The following is a 20,623-nucleotide window of genomic DNA, read 5'->3' as shown; positions in this document are numbered from 1 at the left end:
GTTAATGTTCCTCGAAGTTACGTTGATGCAACTGGAAGTACGCGCCTTTTTGCGCTATGAGTTCCTGATGAGTTCCTTGTTCTAAAATACGCCCCTGATCCATCACTACAATACGGTCAGCATTTTCGATGGTAGATAAACGGTGTGCAATGACAATGGTGGTACGGTCTTGCATAGCCGCATCAAATGCACGCTGAATAAAGTATTCAGATTCATTGTCTAAAGCACTGGTGGCTTCATCTAAAATTAAAATTGGTGCATTTTTTAAGATTGCACGTGCAATGGCAATACGTTGTCGCTGACCACCAGACAAATTCAAGCCTTGCGCACCTAATGCTGTGTCGTAGCCTTGCGGTAAAGCCATAATAAAGTCATGTGCATAAGCCGCTTTGGCTGCAGCAATCACTGCTTCATCACTCGCACCTTCAAGCTGACCATAGGCAATATTTTCACGCACCGTACGGTTAAACAATACCACTTGCTGATTGACCATAGCAATTTGTGAACGCAGGCTATTCAGCTCAATGTCACGAATATCCTGCTGATCAAACAAAATTTGCCCTGAAGATACTTCCTGAAAACGTACCAACAGATTGACCAATGAGGTTTTACCCGCACCTGAACGCCCAACTAAAGCCACAGTTTCACCTGCTTTGACATCCAGATTAAAATCATGAATGGCATGATGCCCATCGGAATACACCAAATTCACATTTTTAAATTGCAAATTGCCTTTTAAGTCTGGTGTAAGCGTCCCGTGATTGTCTTCTTCAGGCATATCGAGCAATTCAAAGACTGAATGTGCTGCTGCCAAGCCGCGTTGTAATTTTTCATTAATATCGGTAAGAGCTTTAATTGGCTTACTCAACATCCCTGCTGCAGTGATATACGCCACAAACTCGCCAGCTGAAATATCACGTAGAATTTCTGGACGTAAGGCAATCCAGATAATAATTGCCAAAGCAATGGACATAATGAACTGCACCACTGGGCTGTTCAATTGTTGCACCGCCACCATCTTTAAACCACGACGCAGGTTTTCTAAAGAGTTTTCTTTAAATCGGCTTTGTTCATAGGTCTGACCACCAAAACCTTTGACGACCAAATTACCATTCACCGTTTCTTGCACCACGTGGTTTACATCCCCCATGGTGTCTTGTACTTGAATAGATAAACGACGCATGCGTTTTGCAGCTTTACGAATCAGCAAGCCAATTAATGGGCCAAATACCAAAATACAGAGGGTCAAACGCCAGTTGGTATACAGCAAATAGCCGAGCAAGCCGAGTGTAATCAAACCCTGTTGTACCAATGTACGCAGCGATTCTGTAGATGCAGCGGTCAACTGCTCTACGTTATACATAATTTTGGCAGTAATGTGCCCACTGGTATTATCTAAGTAATACTGTGCAGGTAAACGCAGCAATTTAGCAAAGACTTCCTGACGGATATTGAATACCAAATTACGTGAAATCACTGCGGTATAGTAACCGCCAATAAAAGTTCCCAAACCACGGAAAAACATCAGTGCAATGACTAATAGCGGAAATAGTGTGGTGAAAGATTGGTCACGCTCCTGAATGGCATTAATAATTTTTTCCAAGAGTTTTGCCACAGATACTTCTGTGGCTGCATTAATGGCGAAACCGATAATCACCAAGATTGCCAAGCCCCAAAATGGGAGCAAATATCTCAGAAGACGGCGATAGACCTGTAAATCCTTCTTCACTAATAACCTCGAGTTGGGACTTTCGTACTGATATTGATGTTGACGAAACCAAGTTGTCCTGCGACATCCATCACTCGAATCACATCTTGATGAGTGGCTTTGGCATCTGCAGCAATGATAAACATTAAATCACGTCGATCTTGAGAAATTTGTTTAATTGCTGTGCTTAAATCTGCCACTTCCTTAGTCGAAAGTGCCTGACCATTGACAGAATAATGCCCTGAAGAATCTACCACGACTTCAATTTTATGTTCATAAGATTTTGGTGGTACGCCTTGCGCATCTGGCAAAGTTAAATTCATACGGCTAAATTGGTTAAATGTGGTCGAAAGCAACAAAAACACCAAGATGAACAGTAAACAGTCAATCATTGGAGTCAGGTTAATATGAATATCTTCAACTTGCGAGCGTTTGAATTTCATAAACTCACCTTAGCTTACTTTTTTCACATCTTGCACATCCGCATCAAGCTGATGAGGTTGACTCTGATGAAATAATCCTGCGTGAAACAAAGTCGCTTGCTGCTCTAACTCAGCAGTATATTCTTGCACCAAACGCTGAAAATAACGATAGGCAAATAAGGCTGGAATTGCAATTAACATACCTGCAGCAGTGGTAATTAAGGCTTTAGAAATCCCTGGAATCATTAAGGTTGGATTACTTGCACCCACATCAATCACTAAAAATGATTCAATAATCCCAAGCACTGTACCCAATAAACCCAATAATGGCGCAACTGCACTGAGCGTACCTAAGAAGTTGATATTTTTTTCTAAATAACCAATTTCTTGTGAAGCTGTCGCTTCCATTTGTGCACGCGCATAGTGTTCTGATTGTTGTTTGTTACGCGCACCCGCCTCAAAAATACGGCCTAATGTACTGTTTTTTAAGTTGGCACTTTGATTCAGTTGTTGCAACACAGTCGCTAAACTTTGCCCGCGGTTGAGCAACAACGCATTGGGCAAAATACCTGCTCTCTTTAAACGCATAAAACGCTCAATGGTAATTGCAACGGTAAATACCGAGCACAATACCAACGGCAGCATCAGCCAGCCACCTGCTTTTACCAATTCCCACATTCGCTTTTCCCCAATAAAATACGAATTAAAATTAATCGGACAGGCAAATATTTAAAATACCATCCAGCTCTTCCAGAGAGTGATAACTGATGGTCAATTTGCCCTTACCTTGCTTGTTATAATCAATTTTAACATCTGCACTAAAACGCTCAGAAAGACGTTGCGTGAGTTGTTGAATATCAGGCGCAATAGCCGTTTTCGGCTTTTCTTGTTTTGGCGCATTAAAGTCACGTACCAACTGTTCGGTTTGACGTACCGATAAATTCTTTTCAATTACATGCTGCGCGACTTTGAGCTGATCTTTAGCTTTCAAAGTTAAAATAGCACGTGCATGACCCATATCTAGCAAGCCTTGCTGCATCAACTCTTTAACAGGCTCAGCCAAAGTGAGTAAACGCAATAAATTACTGACCGTGGTGCGTGCTTTACCTACTGTTTCGGCAATTTCTTGATGACTCAAGCCAAACTCATCGTGAAAGCGTTGCAGCGCCATTGCCTGATCAATCGGATTAAGATCTTGGCGCTGAATGTTTTCAATTAATGCCAAAGCAATCGCGACCTGATCGGTCAAATCACGCACAATTGCTGGAATTTCAGTTAAACCAGCCAACTGTGCAGCACGCCAGCGACGTTCACCTGCAATAATTTCATAAGGATGTAGTTCGTCATCAATAGGACGAATCACAATTGGCTGCATTACACCATGTTTTTCAATAGATGCCGCCAGTTCCTGCAAATCTTGTTCTTGAATAAAACGACGCGGTTGATATTCACCACGTTTTAATAAATTGACATCAATTTGTTTGAGCTGACCATGATCTAAAGATTGCACTTCAAGTTGTAATTTTTCTTTCTGGATTGACCCCAATAAGGCATCCAAACCACGACCTTTGGCTAATCCGCGTTTTTTTGTGGTCATGCTTTACTTCCTTTTTTCACTTTGCTTTTTTTCAACATTTCAGCTGCTAAATTCAGGTAGGCAACTGCACCCTTCGAGCTTTTTTCAAAATAAATGACGGGTAAACCGTGTGCAGGTGCTTCTGCCAAGCGTACATTACGCGGAATCACGGTATCGTATAATTTTTTACCAAAATAGTGCGATAATTCTTCAGACACGTCACGGGTTAAGGCATTGCGCGCATCATACATGGTGCGTAATACACCAATAATTTCTAAATCAGGATTGAGTGCTTGTTGAATACGGTCAATGGTTTGCGTCAGGTCAGCCAAACCTTCAAGTGCATAATATTCGCACTGCATTGGAATGATTACACTTTGCACTGCTGCTAAAGCGTTTACTGTAATTAAGCTTAAACTTGGTGCACAGTCGACAATAATATAATCAAAGTCTTTGGCAACTTCTTGCAAGGCATTGCGCAAAATAAACTCACGCCCCTCTTGCTCAGCAATCACCAATTCAACCCCAGCCAAATCACGATTGGCACCCAAAACTTTATAACCAACTTCTGCCTTGCTAATTGCAGTTTCAATCGGCACTTCGCCCAACAATACATCGGTCACTGAATACAGCAAATCATTTTTTTGAATGCCTGAACCCATGGTGGCATTGCCTTGTGAGTCCATATCGACCAATAAAATGCGCTTTTTCAAAACAGCCAAAGATGCTGCCAAATTTACTGCGGTTGTGGTTTTTCCGACACCACCTTTTTGGTTCGCAATCGCAATAATTTGTGCCATGATCACCCCAGTCCTTTGAAAATTAGATACGTTTTAATAAAAGTAAATGACGTTGTTCGTCTAAGCGCGGAACTTTAAGCTCGATAATTTCACAGCTGAATTCATCTTTCAATGCCTCTACTTCATCGGCAGGAATCAAACCTTTCATAGATGCAATAATACTTTGCTCATGCATAAATGGTTTTGACGCGGCTACAAAGTCAGTTAAAGATGCAAAAGCACGACTGGTAATTACATCAAACTGACCTAACTCGCGGATGCTGTCTTCATTTTCAACACGGGTCTGAACTGCCACGACGTTTTTCAGTTTTAAATCGGCAATAAACTGTTTTAAGAAACGAATCTTTTTACCATTCGAGTCCAATAACACGCAATCGCGCTCAGGCTGACACAAGGCAATAATCATGCCCGGCATACCACCGCCAGTACCAATATCCAGTAAACGACCTGCAGGCAAATCTTTGAGGATGCTCAGACTATCTAGCAAATGCTTCACTAGCATTTCTTTCGGGTCACGAATTGCAGTGAGGTTGTACGCTTTGTTCCATAGCACCAAAGCATCTTGGTATTTGAGTAATAAATTTAAAGCCTCATCACTGAGCTCTAAACCTAAAGCCTGACTACCTTGCTTGAGTTCCTGAAAAAACGAATGCATCACAATTCACATCTCGAAAAAGTTAATGGAAGTATACCGATTTATAGTTGCAGTCATAGGGGCGAATGCTTAGTGAATATGCACTTAAGCGTACACACCCTGCTGAATTTGTTGATCTAGCGTATTTAATCGTTCAGGAGTGCCAACATCCACCCAAACACCCTGCAATTTCTGTGCAGAAATTTTTTCTTGCTGCATGGCTTGTTTGAGCAATGGCGCAAGCGGACGTTTGCCCGATTCCAAACCGTTAAACATTTGCGGATGCATCACCGCCACGCCACTATAAGTCAGATTTTCACCTGAGCGTGCTTGCTCAAAAGTATAGGCTTTGTTTGCAGCCAAAGTGAAATCACCTTGCGGATGCTGCACAGGGTTTTCCACCAAAACCAAATGTGCCAAGTCGTCTTGAAGCTGCACATTTAATAGTGGCGCAAAATCCATGGTGGTCCAAACATCGCCATTCACCAATATAAAAGGTTCATTGCCCAATAATGGCAACGCATTGATGATGCCACCTGCAGTTTCTAAGCCTTCGCCTTCATGCGACCACAAAATTTTCACACCAAATTGCGAACCATCACCCAAAGCATCTGCAAGTTTTTCACCCAACCATGCCGTATTGATGACAATTTCCTGCACACCCATCTTTTGTAATTTTTCGATGTGCCACACAATTAAAGGCTTACCACCGACTTCCAATAATGGCTTAGGTGTATGCAACGTTAAAGGACGCATACGATTACCCATGCCTGCAGCAAGAATCATGGCTTTCATTTAGGCAACCACCTCATACTGACCATATTTGGCTGTAAATTTTGGCATTACTGTCGTGTGAATAAAGTGCATAAATGGTTGTAATTCTGGATAAGGTTTACTTTCTTCAAGTAAATACCACATTACGCGCGGTAAATCCTTGAGATAACCCGATTTACCATCACGCTCAAATAAACGCACAAAAATACCTAAAATTTTGATATGACGCTGAATCGCCATCATATCGGCATCTTTTTTAAATTGTTCAAAATCACGGTCTTGCTTAGATGCTGCCGGCAACAAGTCATAAAACATTTTAAACCAGCGATACACACGCTCAGCATTCCACTGTACATAAGCATCACGCGTAATTGAAATCAGGTCATAGGTGTCTGCACCAATCACTGCATCCTGAAAATCGATTACACCTAGCTCGGTATCATCATTAATTTTCATTAAGTTACGACTATGAAAATCGCGATGCACAATCACTTGTGGCTGAGCCAAAGCGGCATTGGCCAAAATTGCAAATGTACGTTTAATTAATGCACTTTCTTCAGCCGTTGGCTGAATCTGTAAGGCAGGCAATAACCAATCGGTGAGTAACTCCATTTCACTGATGAGTTTGTCATAGGAATATTCAGGGAAATGTGCCGTACCATCAATATCTTGTAATTGAATTAACTGCTTAAAACACTGCGCATAGTAGTCATCTACAGTCTGATCATTCAGCAAGGTAGATAATAAGACATCACCAAAATCTTCAAGCAACAAAAAGCCTTGTGTCAGGTCTTTGGCTACAATTTTTGGCACGCGCACGCCATGGGCAGCAAAAAATTCATCAATCGTCACAAAAGGACCACAATCTTCTTTTTCTGGTGGTGCATCCATGAGCATAAATGTTTTATTATTCAACTTGATTCGTGCGTAACGACGAAAACTTGCATCGCCTGCTAAAAAATGAGTTTCAAATTGATCTGAACCAAGTACAGATGTTATCCATGTTTGTATCAATTGTTCGCGTTGTGTATTCATTTGCAATAAATTCTAATACAGGCTGAGTTTTTAAAGTGCTAAGTGTAGCTACTTCTGCGCTTTTTCTCTATGATGCGACAATAATTAATTGCGATTAAGCATTCTTGGTTGATGAGATAAATGAAGCATCAGTTTAAATTTAATCCTTTAGCGACTGCGGTCTTAACTCTGTTATGTGGTCACTCTGTTTCCAGCTATGCGCAGACCACAGATCAGACTTCATCTGTCACAAATCTCAATAACCAGCAGCTTAAACACACCATTCAGGAAGCTTATCCTGGGCAGCAGTTCTTTGAGCAATATTATGTTGATAAAGCTGCACCTGAAGCACAACAACAATTTGGGCACACTCAAAGTTCTGCCTATTGTGAAGGTGCATGGCTAACGCCAATCAGCTCAAGCACCGTTGCCGTAGATGCTGCAGAAGCGACCTCTACCGTTACTGCCGATTATGGTCACTATGACCCAAATGGCGATTCCGTCTTGGAAGGCAATGTCCTGATTGACCAGCAAGGCCGTCAAATTCGCGCCGATAAAATTACCATTGATCAAACCCAAACCTTTGCCAAAGCCGAAGGTCGTGTACAAATGGCACAAGCTGGTTTACTTGCGCAAAGTGATGAAATTAACTACAACCTTAAAACTCAGCAAGGCGATTTAAATAACAGTTTTTATATTGCTGAAAAACAGCATGCGCATGGCATGGCAGAAAAAATTGCACGCACCTCAACCAATACCATGGTACTCAATAACGCCACCTACAGCACCTGCCCACCCGAGCAAGCGCCAACCTGGAAAATTCAAGCCAATGAAATTAAGCTGAATCAGGAAACGGGACGCGGTGAAACACGCGGCACCAAATTGTATGTGAAAAATGTACCAGTTTTAGCTGTACCCTACTTCAATTTCCCAATTGATGACCGCCGTACCACAGGTATTTTGACGCCTAGTTTTGGCTTTACCAATGATGGTGGTGTCGAGCTGTCTGTGCCTGTGTATTTAAACCTTGCACCGAATTTTGATGCAACCGTTAGCCCGCGTTATATTGCCGATCGTGGCGCGATGCTAGAAGGTGAATTCCGTTATTTAACTGAAAATTTTGGTTCAGGTAAAATTTGGGGCGGTTATTTAGCATCGGATGCCAAATATGTTGATCAAGACCGTAAAGATCTACATTTTTTACACGGCTGGCAAATTAACGAGCAATTTTCAACCAACCTGGAATATAACTATGCATCGGACAAAGACTACTTTGCCGATTTAAATAACAACCCGAACTCTAAAACCGACCTGAATTTACGTCGTGCTTGGGAGTTGAATTATCGTAACGGTATACCGGGTTTAAAAGCACAGCTCAAAGTTGAGGATTTCCAAACCCTGGATAAGACGATTCCATCTGTAGATCGCCCTTATGCACGCCTACCACAATTTTTATTGAACTATAAAACAGGTAATCCTCAAGGCTTCCAAGTCGAATTTAATAACGACACGGCTTACTTCCAAAAAGATCTAGCTGCGCAAGATGGGGAACCAAGTGGTACGCGTATTTATAATGACTTTGCAGTGCGTTACAACTACCGTAACCCGTGGTCATTTGTGATTCCAGAAGTATCGTTACGCAACATCAACACCTTATATGATAAAGAAACTCTAAGTACAGACACGTATAAATCTTCTAAAAGTGAGTCGGTTACTGTTCCGCAATTCACTTTAGACACAGGGATTACCTTTGAAAAAGATGGTCGCTTCTTGCAAACCATTACCCCGCGCGCGTTCTATGCCTATGCACCGTACCGCAATCAAAACGACCACCCAAACTTTGACTCTGCAACAGCTTCGATTAATTATGACCAGTTGTTCAGTCCAAACCGTTTCTATGGTCATGACCGTTTAGAAGACAACAACTTTTTGTCTTTGGGTTTAAACTATAGCCTATTTGATGAAATTGGTTTGGAACGCCTTAGAGCAGGAATTGGTCAAAGTTTTTACTTTGAAGATCGTCGTGTCACGCTGGATAATACCGAAGACGAATTTAATACGGAAAACCGTACTGGGCCAATTGTGAGCTTAACCAGTCAGCTAAGTCAAAACCTCAGTGTGGGTGCCAATGCTGCATGGATGTCAAATGGCGACAATGCACAGCGCAGTGTCAATATGCTTTACACGGGTGATCAAGGCAACTTATATAGCTTTGGTTATATTAACCGTCGTGTTATTCCAAACCGTCAAGATCATTATGATCAAGTTGTGGCATCGTTTATTCAGCCGATTCACAACAACTGGCGTATTTTAGGTCATGCGCAATACGACCTAGACCATAGCGTCGCCCGTGAATATTTGCTAGGGGTGAATTATGAATCTTGCTGTTGGGGCATTTCAGTCTATGGACGCTCTTACTATAACGACTTGGATGATGTGACGGATGCGGGCGTTAAACCCAAACGTGCCATTATGGCAGAGTTAAATTTAAAAGGTTTAGGCAGTTTCAATAATAAACTTGCATCTTTACTTGAAAACCGTATTTTAGGTTTTAATAAAATTAATCAATCTTGGACACAACGTTAATGAAAACAGAACAGTTAAAACGATTTTTAAAAGCATCAACCTTAGCACTTTGCATGACAGCAGCGCTGCCTGCATTTGCTGCGAATGATCAAATTGTGGCTGTAGTTGACAATAGTGTCATTTTAAAAAGTGATTTAGCGCAAAGCGTGGTTGAACTCAAACAACAACTTGAGATGCAAAAGCGCCCTGTTCCACCACAACACATTTTAGAACAACAAGCTTTAGAACAACTGATTGTACGCCAAGCGCAATTAGAGCAAGTCAAACGCTACAACATTAAAGCTGATGAAAAATCTTTAAATGAAGCAGTTTTAAAAGTTGCACAGCAAAATGGCGCAAACAGCCTAGAAACTTTTCAGCAAAAATTAGATAAATCTGCACCAGGCAGTTATGCGTTTTTACGTAACCGTATTGCTGAAGATTTGGCAATGAATCGCTTACGTCAGCAAGTCGTAATGTCACGTATTCAAATTAGCGACCAAGATGTTGATAATTTCCTGAAAACACCACAAGGTCAGGCTGCCTTAGGCAATCAAGTACATATTTTGCATGTGCGTGTTTCTGGAGCAGAAAATGCCGCACAAGTTGCGCAACAAGTCAAAGCTGAATTGGCGCAGAACAATGACATTCAAGCCATTAGTAAAAAATATACAGGCAATGGTGTAACCGTTCAGTCTGCAGACATGGGTTTACGTAACTTGACCGATATTCCCGCGGAACTTGCTGCACGTATTACGCCATTAGATGTGGGGCAAACCAGTGAACTGATTGAAGTCCGTGATGGTATTCATGTCGTAAAATTACTGGAGCGCAAAAGTACTGAGCAACGTGCACTAGTTCCACAATATCAAACTCGACATATCTTGATTCAGCCAAGTGAAGTCGTAAGCCCTGAAAATGCGAAACACATGATTGACAGTATTCACAACCGTTTAAAAGCGGGTGAAGACTTTGCAACCTTAGCAGCGACGTTCTCTAATGACGCTGGCTCTGCACGTGATGGCGGCAGTCTAGGCTGGGTGAATCCTGGCGTGATGGTGCCAGAATTTGAAAATCAAATGAAAAATACTGCAAAAGGTGAAATTAGCGCACCATTCCAAACCCAGTTTGGTTGGCATGTACTGCAAGTGACCGATACACGCCAGCAAGATATGACTCGTGAATACCAAGAACGTATGGCACGTCAAATACTAGGTGAACGCCAGTTTGATACTGAATTGGACAGTTGGTTACGTGAAACACGCAACAATGCTTTTGTAGAAATCAAAGACCCAAGCCTAGATCGTAAAAAGAACTCCTAAGCGCATATAGCTTTTAGAGCTTTAGATCACAATCAAAACCAGTGCCACCGCACTGGTTTTTTTATTTGCAAGGGTATCTGCTCAAACTTATGTCCTCATCCGTTCGACTTTCATCAAGAAAAGTTTTTATTTTCTATTAGTTCCAATGGTAGCTGCAATTCTCCACACTCTTCTTCTGGCTCAGATGGGATAGTAATTTTGACTTGATTATTTAACTGCCATACTCCTTTTACAGGTTCAAATAACTTGTATTTAAGCTGAAAAATACGCTCTTCATCTGGCATTAATTCAACTTTTTTAATAATGGAACACTGCATCTCAGGAAATAATTGATCTTTTGTTTCAGTATTATAAAAATCTAAAGGCACATTGCAATCAGGATATTCTAATATCACTTTATCCGAATAATTATTAAGAAAAGATAATTTAATCTCTATAGGAGTACCTTTATCTTTATCAACTTTTAGATCATACGAAGCATCTTTACGTAAATCTGTTTTTTGATATAAATCCAAAAATTGAATTTCACGAACGACTAGACCACACAAATCAGTTGCAGCCCCAGATAGTCTTAACGTATATTGATCCTGTTTAAAGACATCATCACTATTGCTGTCGTTAGCATTCCCAAGACCAGGTGGAGGTGGAAGCCCATTACCTGTACCTTGTAAACTAGCTCCCCCTACACTAAAATCCTGTCCGCAACCAATCATTGTTAAAAATAAAACATTAAAGCAAAATAGCTTAACCATTTTCTTCACGGTCATGTTGATAAACCCCAAATATAAAAGTTTTAGAAGCATCTAGCTTGCCTTCATCCTCTGTACATTTTTCAGAAGCTAGCTTGAGTAGTTGTAGTGAATATTCGTGCCACAATTTTAGACTTTGATCACGTAAAAACTGAACAGATGCTTCTGTTAAGCCATCCGCACACACAGCTTGTTCTAAAAAGTTTGTCTGATTATTTTCAAATAAATTATGTAAACCTGCAGCCAGATGGGATTGTAAATTTTTAATCAAAATTTTACGAGCTTCTTGTAAAGAAGGATCAGGAATAAACTGTCCTTTTTGCAAGAAAATATTACCCTCTTTTTCAAGTACTATGCCTAATCGGATCAACTCATTTAACACAGACCTAGGATGGCGTTCAGTAGATACTTTTTTTACCAGAATTTCGAAATTATTTTCTTCATCACTACTGAATGGTAAACATTCTCCCCAGCCTTCTGCTAACCACAAACCTATAACCCGAGAAGGAACACTAATTGGTTCAGAGATATTTGCTTCAGTCAAAGGCTTACCCGCCAGCTTTGTCTCTTTATATGCACTGACATCCTTACGGTGTAGACCAGATAATAAACTAATAGCAGAAATAGTAGGCTTTTGATCAATCCTTTCTAATTCTTGAAGAGCCTGTTGATAAAAAATTGGTTTTAAAGCAGCTGAAAATTCTGTATATCCAACACCAGAACGAATTAACCATTGGCTAAGATAATCCATGAGTGCAAGCACTTGCTTTAAATTAAACTCAGCATCATTAGTAGGAAGTTTAGTCATTACACCAACAGCAATAGAATTACAATTGAAATTTTCTCACTATTTTTAGTCTCTTACAAATTATATCAGATGAATTTTCATATCTTGTGAAATAAAAATACTCACAACCTGGCTCTCACTATATCACTTTTTAATTTTTTACTATTTAACGTTCATCTATTTACAACTGTTAATTAAATATTCTATCATAAAAATGCGAATTTTTCGCATTCCTAAACAAAGTATTCAATTTAAATAATCATCGTTAAGGAGTAAGTATGATGAAAATTTCACCCCTGATTCTTCTGTTTACCATTTATGCTAGTTCAACGTCTTCTTATGCTGGCTTTGCAGACAGTTTAAGAGATCTAAGAGGAACCTTAAGTCAAATTAACGAAACGACCAAAGAAGTAGCAGGTACAGCCAAAGAAATGACTAAGTTTCGTGGTAATGATGAAACATCTAAAGATATTGAACGTACTATAGGACAAAAATTAACCCCAAAACTAAACAACTTACCGCTTTATGAAACGTCTAATAAATCAAGCAAAGTAAAAACTAAGCTTTCTAAAAATTCTGACATTATTTATGCAGGTAATGTCAGCTCAAATGGATTAATCGAAGTAACAACAGAATATGGAAATGGATGGGTAGAGTCTCATTTAATTCATTAATTCTTAAAATAGGGGCGATAGTGATAACATAGCTATCAGAATTTTGATGGCTATCTCTGTGAAAAATATTTCTAGTGAGTAGCTTATTATGAACAAGATAATTAAAAGTGGCTTTGTGACTGTAATAATTACTGCTTTGGTTGGTTGTAACAGTGACAGCTCAGATAATTCCAATACACAAACACCAACACCAACACCAACACCAACACCAACACCAACACCAACACCAACACCAACACCAACAACAGTAGCGGATAAATTGGCTGGAGAGTGGATTCAAGGCTCATCTAACTTAGGTATTTCTGATTGTAATTTAGCTCAGATTGAAATTACTAAAACTGGGAATAATTCAGTAGAAGCCAGTAATGAAGGTGTTCAATATTCTCTATATAATCCTTCATTAAAAATGTGTGGAGGTGAATTGGTTAGCAAGCGTTATCAATTACTTGGAGATCTAATAAGCTGTCATTAAAAAGTAAACATGTATTCTTTTCCGAATTGGTTTGATACTCTCTCCACCCATTGCTCTATTTTATCAGCTGTCATGACTTGAAAATCTCGCCAATAATATTTCATCTGCTTCCATACCATCTCGATTCGATTTAACTCAGGGCTATAAGCTGGAATAAAATACAAATTCGTCGAAAAGTTACTTTTAAGTAGCTCTCTGTAATCAGCCATCTTTTTACTTCTATGAATCGAGGCATTATCAACAATAAGAACCAATGGAAGGTTATAAGTCTGTTTTACTTGTTGAGCTATTCCAGTTAAATAGGCATAAAACCAAGTGCTTGTAACTGACTCTTGTAAACAACTTGTCACCAGTTTCCCCGTTGAAAGCAAACACCCCATGACATTAACTCGTTTTAATCTTATTGCATCAACCGCATGAACATCACCTATCTTTGTCCACGCATAGCGGTTATCAGGTGTAGATGAAAACCCTGTTTCATCAACATAACCTAATATAATTTCACCACGTGCCGCTTGCTCTCGTAATTTTTCAATCTGCTGTGTTGCTTGTTCAAATGCAATCGGATCTCTTTTTTTTCAAGCTATGACGGGTACGCTTGAAGACCATACCTGAATCACGGGTAATCCCCCCTAAAAATAATTGAGTTTAAAAGTAGAAAATCGAATAACCTTGATTTAAGGAGATTTTCTATGAAAACATCTAAGTATTCAGACAGCTTGATCATGAGTATCTTGAAGCAAGCTGAAGCAGGAACACCCATACCGAACTTGTGCCGCGAACATGGTATGAGCTCTGCTACATTCTACAAGTGGAAGTCCAAATATGGCGGCATGGATCTTTCAATGATGACGCGGCTTAAAGAACTTGAGGCTGAAAATGCCCGTTTAAAACGCATGTATGCTGATGAGCGGCTAAAGTCAGACATCTTGCAAGATGCACTTTTAAAAAAGTTTTAAGGCCTGTTCAGCGAAAGTCACTTGCTCAGCAAGCTACTGAGCAATTTAAGATTTCAATCAGCATGGCCTGCTTAATTTTTAAAGTCAGTCAAACGTGTTATCGCTATAAAGCTCGTTTAGATGAAGAGAATCAACAGATTGCCGAATGGTTGATTCAATTAACCAATGATCATAAAACATGGGGCTTCAAGCTTTGTTTCCTGTATTTGCGTAATGTTAAAAAATACAAATGGAACCACAAACGTGTCTATCGCATTTATAAGGAGCTTGAGCTTAATTTAAGAATCAAGCCTAATAAGCGGATTAAACGAGAACAGCCTGAAACCCTTGCAGTACCGACAGCTAAGAATGAATCATGGTCAATGGACTTTATGTATGATCAACTCAGTGATGGACGTAGTTATCGAGTTCACAACGTGATTGATGACTATAATCGCGAGTCATTGGATATATTGATTGACTTTTCGTTGCCAGCAGAACGTGTGCTGAGAGGACTTGATCAGCTCATTGAATGGCGAGGTAAACCTAAACGCATTAGAACCGACAATGGCCCAGAGTATATAAGTGAGCTGATGGAAAAGTGGTGTGATCAGCATGGTATTGAGCATGTATTTACTCAACCAGGCAATCCACAGCAAAATGCATATGTTGAGCGATTTAATCGTACAGTACGTTATGAGTGTCTAAATCAATATTTATTTCGAGATCTGAGCGAGGTGCAGGACTATACAACTGACTGGCAGTACTTTTATAATCATGAACGACCTCATATGTCAGTAAATGGTTGTCCACCTATTTTTAAACAATAACAAGGGCTTTAGATTTTCTACCCATTAATTCAATTAAAAATGGGGGTATTACCTATGGAAATCAAACTGTAAATAGCTATATGAAGTTAGCTAATCAGAATACTCGCTACTCTGCTATTGTGTCTGATCGAACTGCAAGCTCTATTAGCAATATCTATTTTTCATGGTTAAGTAATCTTAATGAGAATGGAAAATCTGGATACCAATTTCTTCATTCTGTAAGGCCTTCTACTGACTTAAATTTTAAAGACTATTTTTTAAAAAATGAAAATGATAATGCATCATACACTTATGATAGTGGTTATCTTTCCCCACTTGTTGACACTAATCAATTAATAAATGTACTTAATAAATTAGGTCAAGAAGGTTGTCGCATTATTCAATTTAAACAATACTTTACAGGAAATCATGTAGAAATTTTAGATAATAAAGAAAATCAACCTAAGATAGTAACTTGTATAAATAGTAGTAAACATAATGGTACCTACACATATCGATACAAAGATTATCCAACAGAGAGTACAAGACTTGAACGTGCTTTAGCATTGCAAAGTATGATAAATGCTCAGGCTAAGGATGGGTATCGTTTAGTTAGTCGCTCTTTAGATATATCTGCCACTAAAAAAAATGGCTTATTATTTATGAAAGATAGTGAAGAGCTAGATGTAGGAGAATTTAAAGTATTTTCAGAAGAGATTTTCTCAAATACTCCTATCCTTAAATATTTGAATAAACGCTTTAATCAGCAAGGTCAAATAGGCTGGTTGTATACAAATGCAGAATTTGTATACGCAAATAATCCAAAATCTATTCAGGCAGATCTCAATGATTTTCAAATAATTGAATAATTTTAGATGGGCACGATTGCATAAAGAGACTATAAGCAGTAAGCATCCAGTGAACCCCCACTTTCGCTAAAATGCAATGCCCCAATAGTGTCCACTTAAATTTTAGTGGGCACTTATTTATGGGAGGATTACCCTGCCAAATCAGTGGCAACCCGACCAAAATCAAAAAATAGGTATGAGGTTCAGCACACGCTTACACTTAAGCTTATAAATCAGAGTATGTAAATTGACCAGAAAAAGAGTAAGACATAAAAAAAGCCTCTCAAAATGAGAGGCTTTTTTTCAGAATATCAATTAACGATTGTTGTCGTCTTCTTGAGATTCTTCAAATTTAGAATCGTTGTCAAAACCGCTTGCAGACTGACCACCGAAGCCACCTTGACCGCCAAAGCCGCCACCTTGACCACCAAAACCTGCGCCTTGACCGCCGAAGCCGCCACCTTGACTACCGAAGCCACCACCTTGACCACCGAAGCCACCTTGACCGCCAAAGCCACCACCTTGAGCACCGAAGCCGCCTTGACCACCGAAGCCACCACCTTGACCACCGAAGCCTGCGCCTTGACCACCAAAGCCTGCGCCTTGACCGCCTGCTGGTGCACCCGCTGGACGTGGATTACGTGCAGGAACAACTGTAGAAATTGCATGTTTGTAAACCATTTGGCTTACCGTGTTTTTCAATAAAACAACATATTGGTCAAAAGATTCAATATGACCTTGTAGCTTGATACCGTTCACAAGGAAGATAGAAACAGGAATACGTTCTTTACGGAGAGAATTTAAGAACGGATCTTGTAAAGTTTGACCTTTAGACATGTTATAACTCCAAAAATAATTAAAAATCAGCGCAAAAACTATCTCTATTTTTCAATTAAAAATTATAAAAAAGACAGTAGGTAAATTTTGCTTTATCCGTAACAGTTTCGCAAGTCTTCTTGAGCCTGCTTTATCGTAAAATATGTGTGAAATTTATGCGATTCTTGCAACGATCTGAGCCAAGTATATTGACGTTTCGCGAGTTGTCGTGTCGCGAATAGCGCCTTATCCTCCATTTCCTGCATTTTTTCGCGACTTTCATCACCGTTTTGCAAAAACTCTAAAGCTTGACGATAGCCAACTGAACGCATAGAGGGTAAATTAGCATCTAAATCGTAATTTTCAATAAGATGTCGCACCTCATTCAAAAAACCCATTTCCCACATGATCTCTAAGCGTTTTTCAATACGCTGATGTAATTCTACCCGATCAGGCACTAAGGCGTGGTTATGAAAAGTGTAACGATATGGTACATTTTTAGGTTGTTCTGCTTGCAGTTGGGTAATTGGTGTGCCTGTTAATTTATAAACTTCCAAAGCACGAATAATACGTTGCTTATCGGACACTTTAAACTTTTGTCCCGCCAATGCATCTACCGCACATAATTCTGCATATACAGCCTCCCAACCTTCACGCGCGGCTTTATCTTCAATTTCAGCACGTACTTGGTAATTGGCACTGGGTAAATTGGAAGATAGTCCTTCAAGCAAAGCTTTAAAATACAGCATGGTTCCACCCACTAAAATTGGGGTTTTGCCACGCGCGTGCATATCATCAATTAAGGCACAAGCATCTTCCACAAACTGTGCAGCAGAATAAACTTCAAGCGGGCTGATAATATCAATCAAATGATGCGGATAACGCGCCTGTTCCGCTTTAGTTGGTTTGGCTGTACCAATATCCATATCTCGATAAACTAGCGCAGAATCGACTGAAATCAGCTCAAAATGCCCCATTTCATACAGCTCACATGCCAAAGCAGTTTTACCGCTTGCAGTTGGTCCCATTAAATTGATGACCGGCAATTGATTTGACATGTAACGCTACTCTCCTCGAGCAAAAAGTTTATCTAGTTGTGCCAATGGAAAGGCACGCCAAGTCGGGCGACCATGATTACATTGGCTAGCAAATTCGGTTTGTTCCATTTGACGCAATAAGGCATTCATTTCAGAAAGACTTAACATCCGATGTGCACGTACTGCACTATGACATGCCATTCCCGCCAAAATATGATCACGCTTTTGCAGTAACGCCTGCGCTTCATCATTTGGGTCTAAATCATCAAGTAATTCAGGAATTAATTCGGCAAAATCTGCCTTATGCAAAATCGCGGGCACACCGCGCACAATGACCTGTTCATCGCCATATTGGTCTATTTCCAAGCCCAGTCGTGCCAATTGTTCTTTTAAATCATCCACCCGCATGGCTTGCATGCGGCTAATGCTGATAACTTTGGGGATCAGCAATTGCTGCGAAGTCCAAAACTCAGGTTTATCCCAAGCGGCTTTCATCTGTTGCAACACAATTCGTTCATGGGCGGCATGCATATCTACAATAATCAAGCCTTCACTGTTTTGCGCCAGAATGTAAATACCATGCAATTGCGCAATTGCAATGCCGAGCGGATGCTCATCCACCGCAGGTGTTGTGTTTGTTTGCGTAAGATTGGCTGAGTCTTGATCTAGATCACGTAAAGGCGCGAGATAGCTTTTTAAAGCATTGTTGAGCTGTTGCGAACCTTGATAATTACTCTGCACAGGTCGGTTATATTGAACTGTCTGCGGCTGACTCTGATTAAAATCGGTAAGTAACTCACTTCCCGCTTGTGAAGCGGGCTGCATCGTGTACGCATCTACTGCATCGTCAGCGGAATTGTAAGGATTTGCCTCGGCATGTTTGTGCAGTAAAAATTGTTCCTGATAACGCGGTTGCACCACATAAGGCGCAGCTTGTTCGATAGGATCGGCTTTCATGGCTGTAGCTAAATCTGCAGTTGCAGTTTGAAATTGAGCTAAGGTTTCTTTGGCGTAATGTCTTACAAACTCATGAACTTCTCGCTGATTTAAAAAGCGAATTTCATGCTTGGTCGGATGCACATTGACATCAATATTTTCAGGTTCTACTTCTAAAAATAGCAAATATGCAGCATGTTGATGTCCATGCAAAATACCTTCGTATGCCATACGCAAAGCATGGGAGATGGTCTTGTCTTTTACAATACGTCCATTCACATACACATACTGTAAATCGGCTTGTGAACGTGCATCGGAAGGATGCCCCAACCAACCCGATAAGCGCATGGTGACACTATCAGCATCAATCCAATAGGCATTTTCGACAAAGTTTCGTCCTAAAAGTTGCTGCACGCGCTGAAAACGCAATTCGCCACTGTCTGCAATGGGTAAATTCAGTTTAATGCTGTCGTTGTGTTCCAAAACAAAACGAATATCAAAATGTGTCAGCGCCAAACGACGGACAATTTCTTCAATATGTCCAAATTCTGTACCTGCTTTTTTCAGGAATTTACGTCGTGCAGGCACATTAAAAAATAAATCCTGCACCCGAATATGTGTGCCTTTTTGTGCAGCAACGGCCTGAATATCTTGATGGTCAAAGGCAGTGCCATTGACTTCAACCTGATAACCAACACCATCTTCAGTTTGGCTGCTGACCAAAGTCAAACGCGATACTGCTGCAATTGATGCCAGTGCTTCTCCACGAAAGCCTAAACTGACAATGGCATGTAAATCATCGGCCGTTTGAATTTTACTGGTCGCGTGACGAGTCACCGCCAAAGGCAAGTCTTCGGCATGAATGCCACGACCATTATCAATAATTTCAATGAGTGTACTGCCGCCTTGTGCCACACGAATAATCAGCTCGGTTGCACCTGCATCAATGGAGTTTTCTAGTAACTCTTTGACCACAGAGGCAGGACGCTCAATTACCTCACCCGCAGCAATTTGGTTGGCTAAGGCAGGTTCAAGCGTGTGGATCCGACGTAGATTTAACACATCATTAGGCATGATTAAATTGTTGCTCCAAAGCTTGTTGTAATGCAGCCGAAGACGAACTTAGCATTGCTGTACGGCTTAATTCATCTTCCGATTTTTTAATTTCAATGATCAAGTCTGCGGGCGGAATTTCATCGCCACCTTTTGATGGCCATTCAAATAAAAACAAGGCATTTGGGGTTTCTAAATAATCACGAATGCCCATCAGCTCTAATTCATAAGGATCATTTAAACGATATAAATCAAAATGAAAAATATCTTGTCCTTGTATTTGATAAGGTTCCACCAAGGTGTAAGTCGGGCTTTTAACCGCGCCCTGATGCCCCAAATGCTGTAGAAAATAACGCGATAAAGTGGTTTTTCCTGCGCCTAAATCACCAATTAAATAAATCACACCCGACCGAAAATGCGTTGCCAAAACCTGCGCCAGATTTTGGGTATCTTGCTCATTATTTAAAGCCAAATTAAATGAATACTGCATAACGCTCACGACATGATTCAAAAGACCAATTATGATAGCATCGCACTGCTTTAAAGCCTATGTACTGATGGATAAAACTGTGTAAATGTGGACAATTTATAACAAGTTTAGACAAGGCAATGAATCAAGATTATTAAGCTTAGCACCCAAACTGCTTAGGCTATTTTCAATATGATGAAAAAGAAACTCTCCCACCTGA

At 40.2% G+C, this 20,623-nt stretch carries 21 protein-coding genes and 1 pseudogene; 6 read left to right on the top strand and 16 right to left on the bottom strand.

Annotated elements, in window-relative coordinates; genetic code table 11:
- Position 1: 1 nt before the first annotated feature.
- From msbA to J4G44_RS07975, 8 genes are all read right to left on the bottom strand, one after another.
- Positions 2 to 1,729 (bottom strand): lipid A export permease/ATP-binding protein MsbA, encoded by a 1,728-nt coding sequence (gene msbA, locus J4G44_RS08010; RefSeq protein ID WP_207973561.1) that lies wholly within the window; start codon positions 1,727 to 1,729, stop codon positions 2 to 4.
- The gene (locus J4G44_RS08005) at positions 1,729 to 2,151 is read right to left on the bottom strand and encodes an ExbD/TolR family protein (protein ID WP_004976812.1); all 423 of its coding nucleotides are present in this window, start codon (positions 2,149 to 2,151) and stop codon (positions 1,729 to 1,731) included. Before J4G44_RS08005 ends, msbA begins: the two co-directional genes overlap by 1 nt.
- Positions 2,152 to 2,160: 9 nt before the next feature.
- Positions 2,161 to 2,808: a MotA/TolQ/ExbB proton channel family protein gene (locus J4G44_RS08000; protein WP_004976814.1), complete on the bottom strand. Its 648-nt coding sequence runs from the start codon at positions 2,806 to 2,808 to the stop codon at positions 2,161 to 2,163.
- A 31-nt stretch (positions 2,809 to 2,839) separates the two neighbouring features.
- Complete coding sequence (locus J4G44_RS07995) at positions 2,840 to 3,727, bottom strand: ParB/RepB/Spo0J family partition protein (protein WP_131261484.1); 888 nt, start codon at positions 3,725 to 3,727, stop codon at positions 2,840 to 2,842.
- Entirely contained in the window at positions 3,724 to 4,506 is a 783-nt protein-coding gene (locus tag J4G44_RS07990; RefSeq protein ID WP_096901175.1) for a ParA family protein, read from the bottom strand. Before J4G44_RS07990 ends, J4G44_RS07995 begins: the two co-directional genes overlap by 4 nt.
- Before the next feature lie 22 nt (positions 4,507 to 4,528).
- On the bottom strand, positions 4,529 to 5,161 hold the full coding sequence (gene rsmG, locus J4G44_RS07985; protein ID WP_131261485.1) for a 16S rRNA (guanine(527)-N(7))-methyltransferase RsmG: 633 nt from the start codon (positions 5,159 to 5,161) through the stop codon (positions 4,529 to 4,531).
- Positions 5,162 to 5,245: 84 nt separating this feature from the next.
- Positions 5,246 to 5,935 (bottom strand): N-acetylmuramate alpha-1-phosphate uridylyltransferase MurU, encoded by a 690-nt coding sequence (gene murU / locus J4G44_RS07980; protein ID WP_131261486.1) that lies wholly within the window; start codon positions 5,933 to 5,935, stop codon positions 5,246 to 5,248.
- On the bottom strand, positions 5,936 to 6,949 hold the full coding sequence (locus tag J4G44_RS07975) for an aminoglycoside phosphotransferase family protein (protein ID WP_131261487.1): 1,014 nt from the start codon (positions 6,947 to 6,949) through the stop codon (positions 5,936 to 5,938).
- Between the two features lie 120 nt (positions 6,950 to 7,069).
- Here J4G44_RS07975 and J4G44_RS07970 point away from each other — a divergent pair, with 120 nt between their 5' ends.
- Entirely contained in the window at positions 7,070 to 9,514 is a 2,445-nt protein-coding gene (locus J4G44_RS07970; RefSeq protein WP_207973560.1) for an LPS-assembly protein LptD, read from the top strand.
- Positions 9,514 to 10,815 (top strand): peptidylprolyl isomerase, encoded by a 1,302-nt coding sequence (locus J4G44_RS07965; protein WP_179988723.1) that lies wholly within the window; start codon positions 9,514 to 9,516, stop codon positions 10,813 to 10,815. Before J4G44_RS07970 ends, J4G44_RS07965 begins: the two co-directional genes overlap by 1 nt.
- Before the next feature lie 113 nt (positions 10,816 to 10,928).
- Here J4G44_RS07965 and J4G44_RS07960 read toward each other — a convergent pair whose 3' ends face one another.
- Together J4G44_RS07960 and J4G44_RS07955 are read right to left on the bottom strand one after the other, a co-directional pair.
- The gene (locus J4G44_RS07960; protein WP_207973559.1) at positions 10,929 to 11,582 is read right to left on the bottom strand and encodes a hypothetical protein; all 654 of its coding nucleotides are present in this window, start codon (positions 11,580 to 11,582) and stop codon (positions 10,929 to 10,931) included.
- Complete coding sequence (locus tag J4G44_RS07955) at positions 11,560 to 12,372, bottom strand: DUF6502 family protein (protein ID WP_178867737.1); 813 nt, start codon at positions 12,370 to 12,372, stop codon at positions 11,560 to 11,562. The genes J4G44_RS07960 and J4G44_RS07955 overlap by 23 nt, the downstream gene beginning before the upstream one ends.
- 257 nt (positions 12,373 to 12,629) lie before the next feature.
- Between J4G44_RS07955 and J4G44_RS07950 the strand changes: the two genes are divergently transcribed.
- Together J4G44_RS07950 and J4G44_RS07945 are read left to right on the top strand one after the other, a co-directional pair.
- Entirely contained in the window at positions 12,630 to 13,025 is a 396-nt protein-coding gene (locus tag J4G44_RS07950; RefSeq protein ID WP_131261492.1) for a hypothetical protein, read from the top strand.
- A gap of 88 nt (positions 13,026 to 13,113) precedes the next feature.
- Positions 13,114 to 13,497 carry a hypothetical protein gene (locus tag J4G44_RS07945; RefSeq protein ID WP_207973558.1) on the top strand — a complete coding sequence of 128 codons (384 nt, stop codon included), beginning with the start codon at positions 13,114 to 13,116 and terminating at the stop codon, positions 13,495 to 13,497.
- Here the strand turns inward: J4G44_RS07945 and J4G44_RS07940 are convergent.
- On the bottom strand, positions 13,494 to 14,033 hold the full coding sequence (locus J4G44_RS07940) for an IS630 family transposase (RefSeq protein WP_141730351.1): 540 nt from the start codon (positions 14,031 to 14,033) through the stop codon (positions 13,494 to 13,496). The two genes, J4G44_RS07945 and J4G44_RS07940, sit on opposite strands and share 4 nt — an antisense overlap.
- Positions 14,034 to 14,049: 16 nt before the next feature.
- A pseudogene (locus J4G44_RS07935) lies at positions 14,050 to 14,118 on the bottom strand (helix-turn-helix domain-containing protein); the annotation flags it as partial.
- 71 nt (positions 14,119 to 14,189) lie between these two features.
- Here J4G44_RS07935 and J4G44_RS07930 point away from each other — a divergent pair.
- Both J4G44_RS07930 and J4G44_RS07925 read left to right on the top strand, forming a co-directional pair.
- Positions 14,190 to 15,265 (top strand): IS3-like element ISAba20 family transposase gene (locus J4G44_RS07930; protein WP_085945815.1). Its coding sequence is split into 2 segments (ribosomal slippage): positions 14,190 to 14,442 and positions 14,442 to 15,265, totalling 1,077 coding nucleotides; the frame shifts between segments, so codons are not numbered across the junction.
- 80 nt (positions 15,266 to 15,345) lie between these two features.
- Positions 15,346 to 16,113, top strand: coding sequence for a hypothetical protein (locus J4G44_RS07925; RefSeq protein WP_207973557.1), 768 nt, complete (start codon positions 15,346 to 15,348; stop codon positions 16,111 to 16,113).
- A gap of 294 nt (positions 16,114 to 16,407) precedes the next feature.
- Here J4G44_RS07925 and hfq read toward each other — a convergent pair whose 3' ends face one another.
- The 4 genes from hfq to tsaE all read right to left on the bottom strand — a co-directional run bounded on the left by hfq (position 16,408) and on the right by tsaE (position 20,424).
- On the bottom strand, positions 16,408 to 16,929 hold the full coding sequence (hfq, locus tag J4G44_RS07920) for an RNA chaperone Hfq (protein WP_180159077.1): 522 nt from the start codon (positions 16,927 to 16,929) through the stop codon (positions 16,408 to 16,410).
- 92 nt (positions 16,930 to 17,021) lie between these two features.
- Positions 17,022 to 17,966: a tRNA (adenosine(37)-N6)-dimethylallyltransferase MiaA gene (gene miaA, locus J4G44_RS07915; protein WP_207973556.1), complete on the bottom strand. Its 945-nt coding sequence runs from the start codon at positions 17,964 to 17,966 to the stop codon at positions 17,022 to 17,024.
- Between the two features lie 6 nt (positions 17,967 to 17,972).
- Complete coding sequence (mutL, locus tag J4G44_RS07910; RefSeq protein WP_154320806.1) at positions 17,973 to 19,955, bottom strand: DNA mismatch repair endonuclease MutL; 1,983 nt, start codon at positions 19,953 to 19,955, stop codon at positions 17,973 to 17,975.
- A complete protein-coding gene (tsaE, locus tag J4G44_RS07905) occupies positions 19,948 to 20,424 on the bottom strand; it encodes a tRNA (adenosine(37)-N6)-threonylcarbamoyltransferase complex ATPase subunit type 1 TsaE (protein WP_004976844.1) in 477 nt (158 codons plus the stop codon). The genes mutL and tsaE overlap by 8 nt, the downstream gene beginning before the upstream one ends.
- Positions 20,425 to 20,623 lie beyond the last annotated feature (199 nt).

Origin of the sequence: Acinetobacter towneri (assembly GCF_017498585.1) — a bacterium.
GTDB classification, from domain to species: domain Bacteria; phylum Pseudomonadota; class Gammaproteobacteria; order Pseudomonadales; family Moraxellaceae; genus Acinetobacter; species Acinetobacter towneri.
This window is presented reverse-complemented; position numbering and strand designations above follow the sequence as displayed.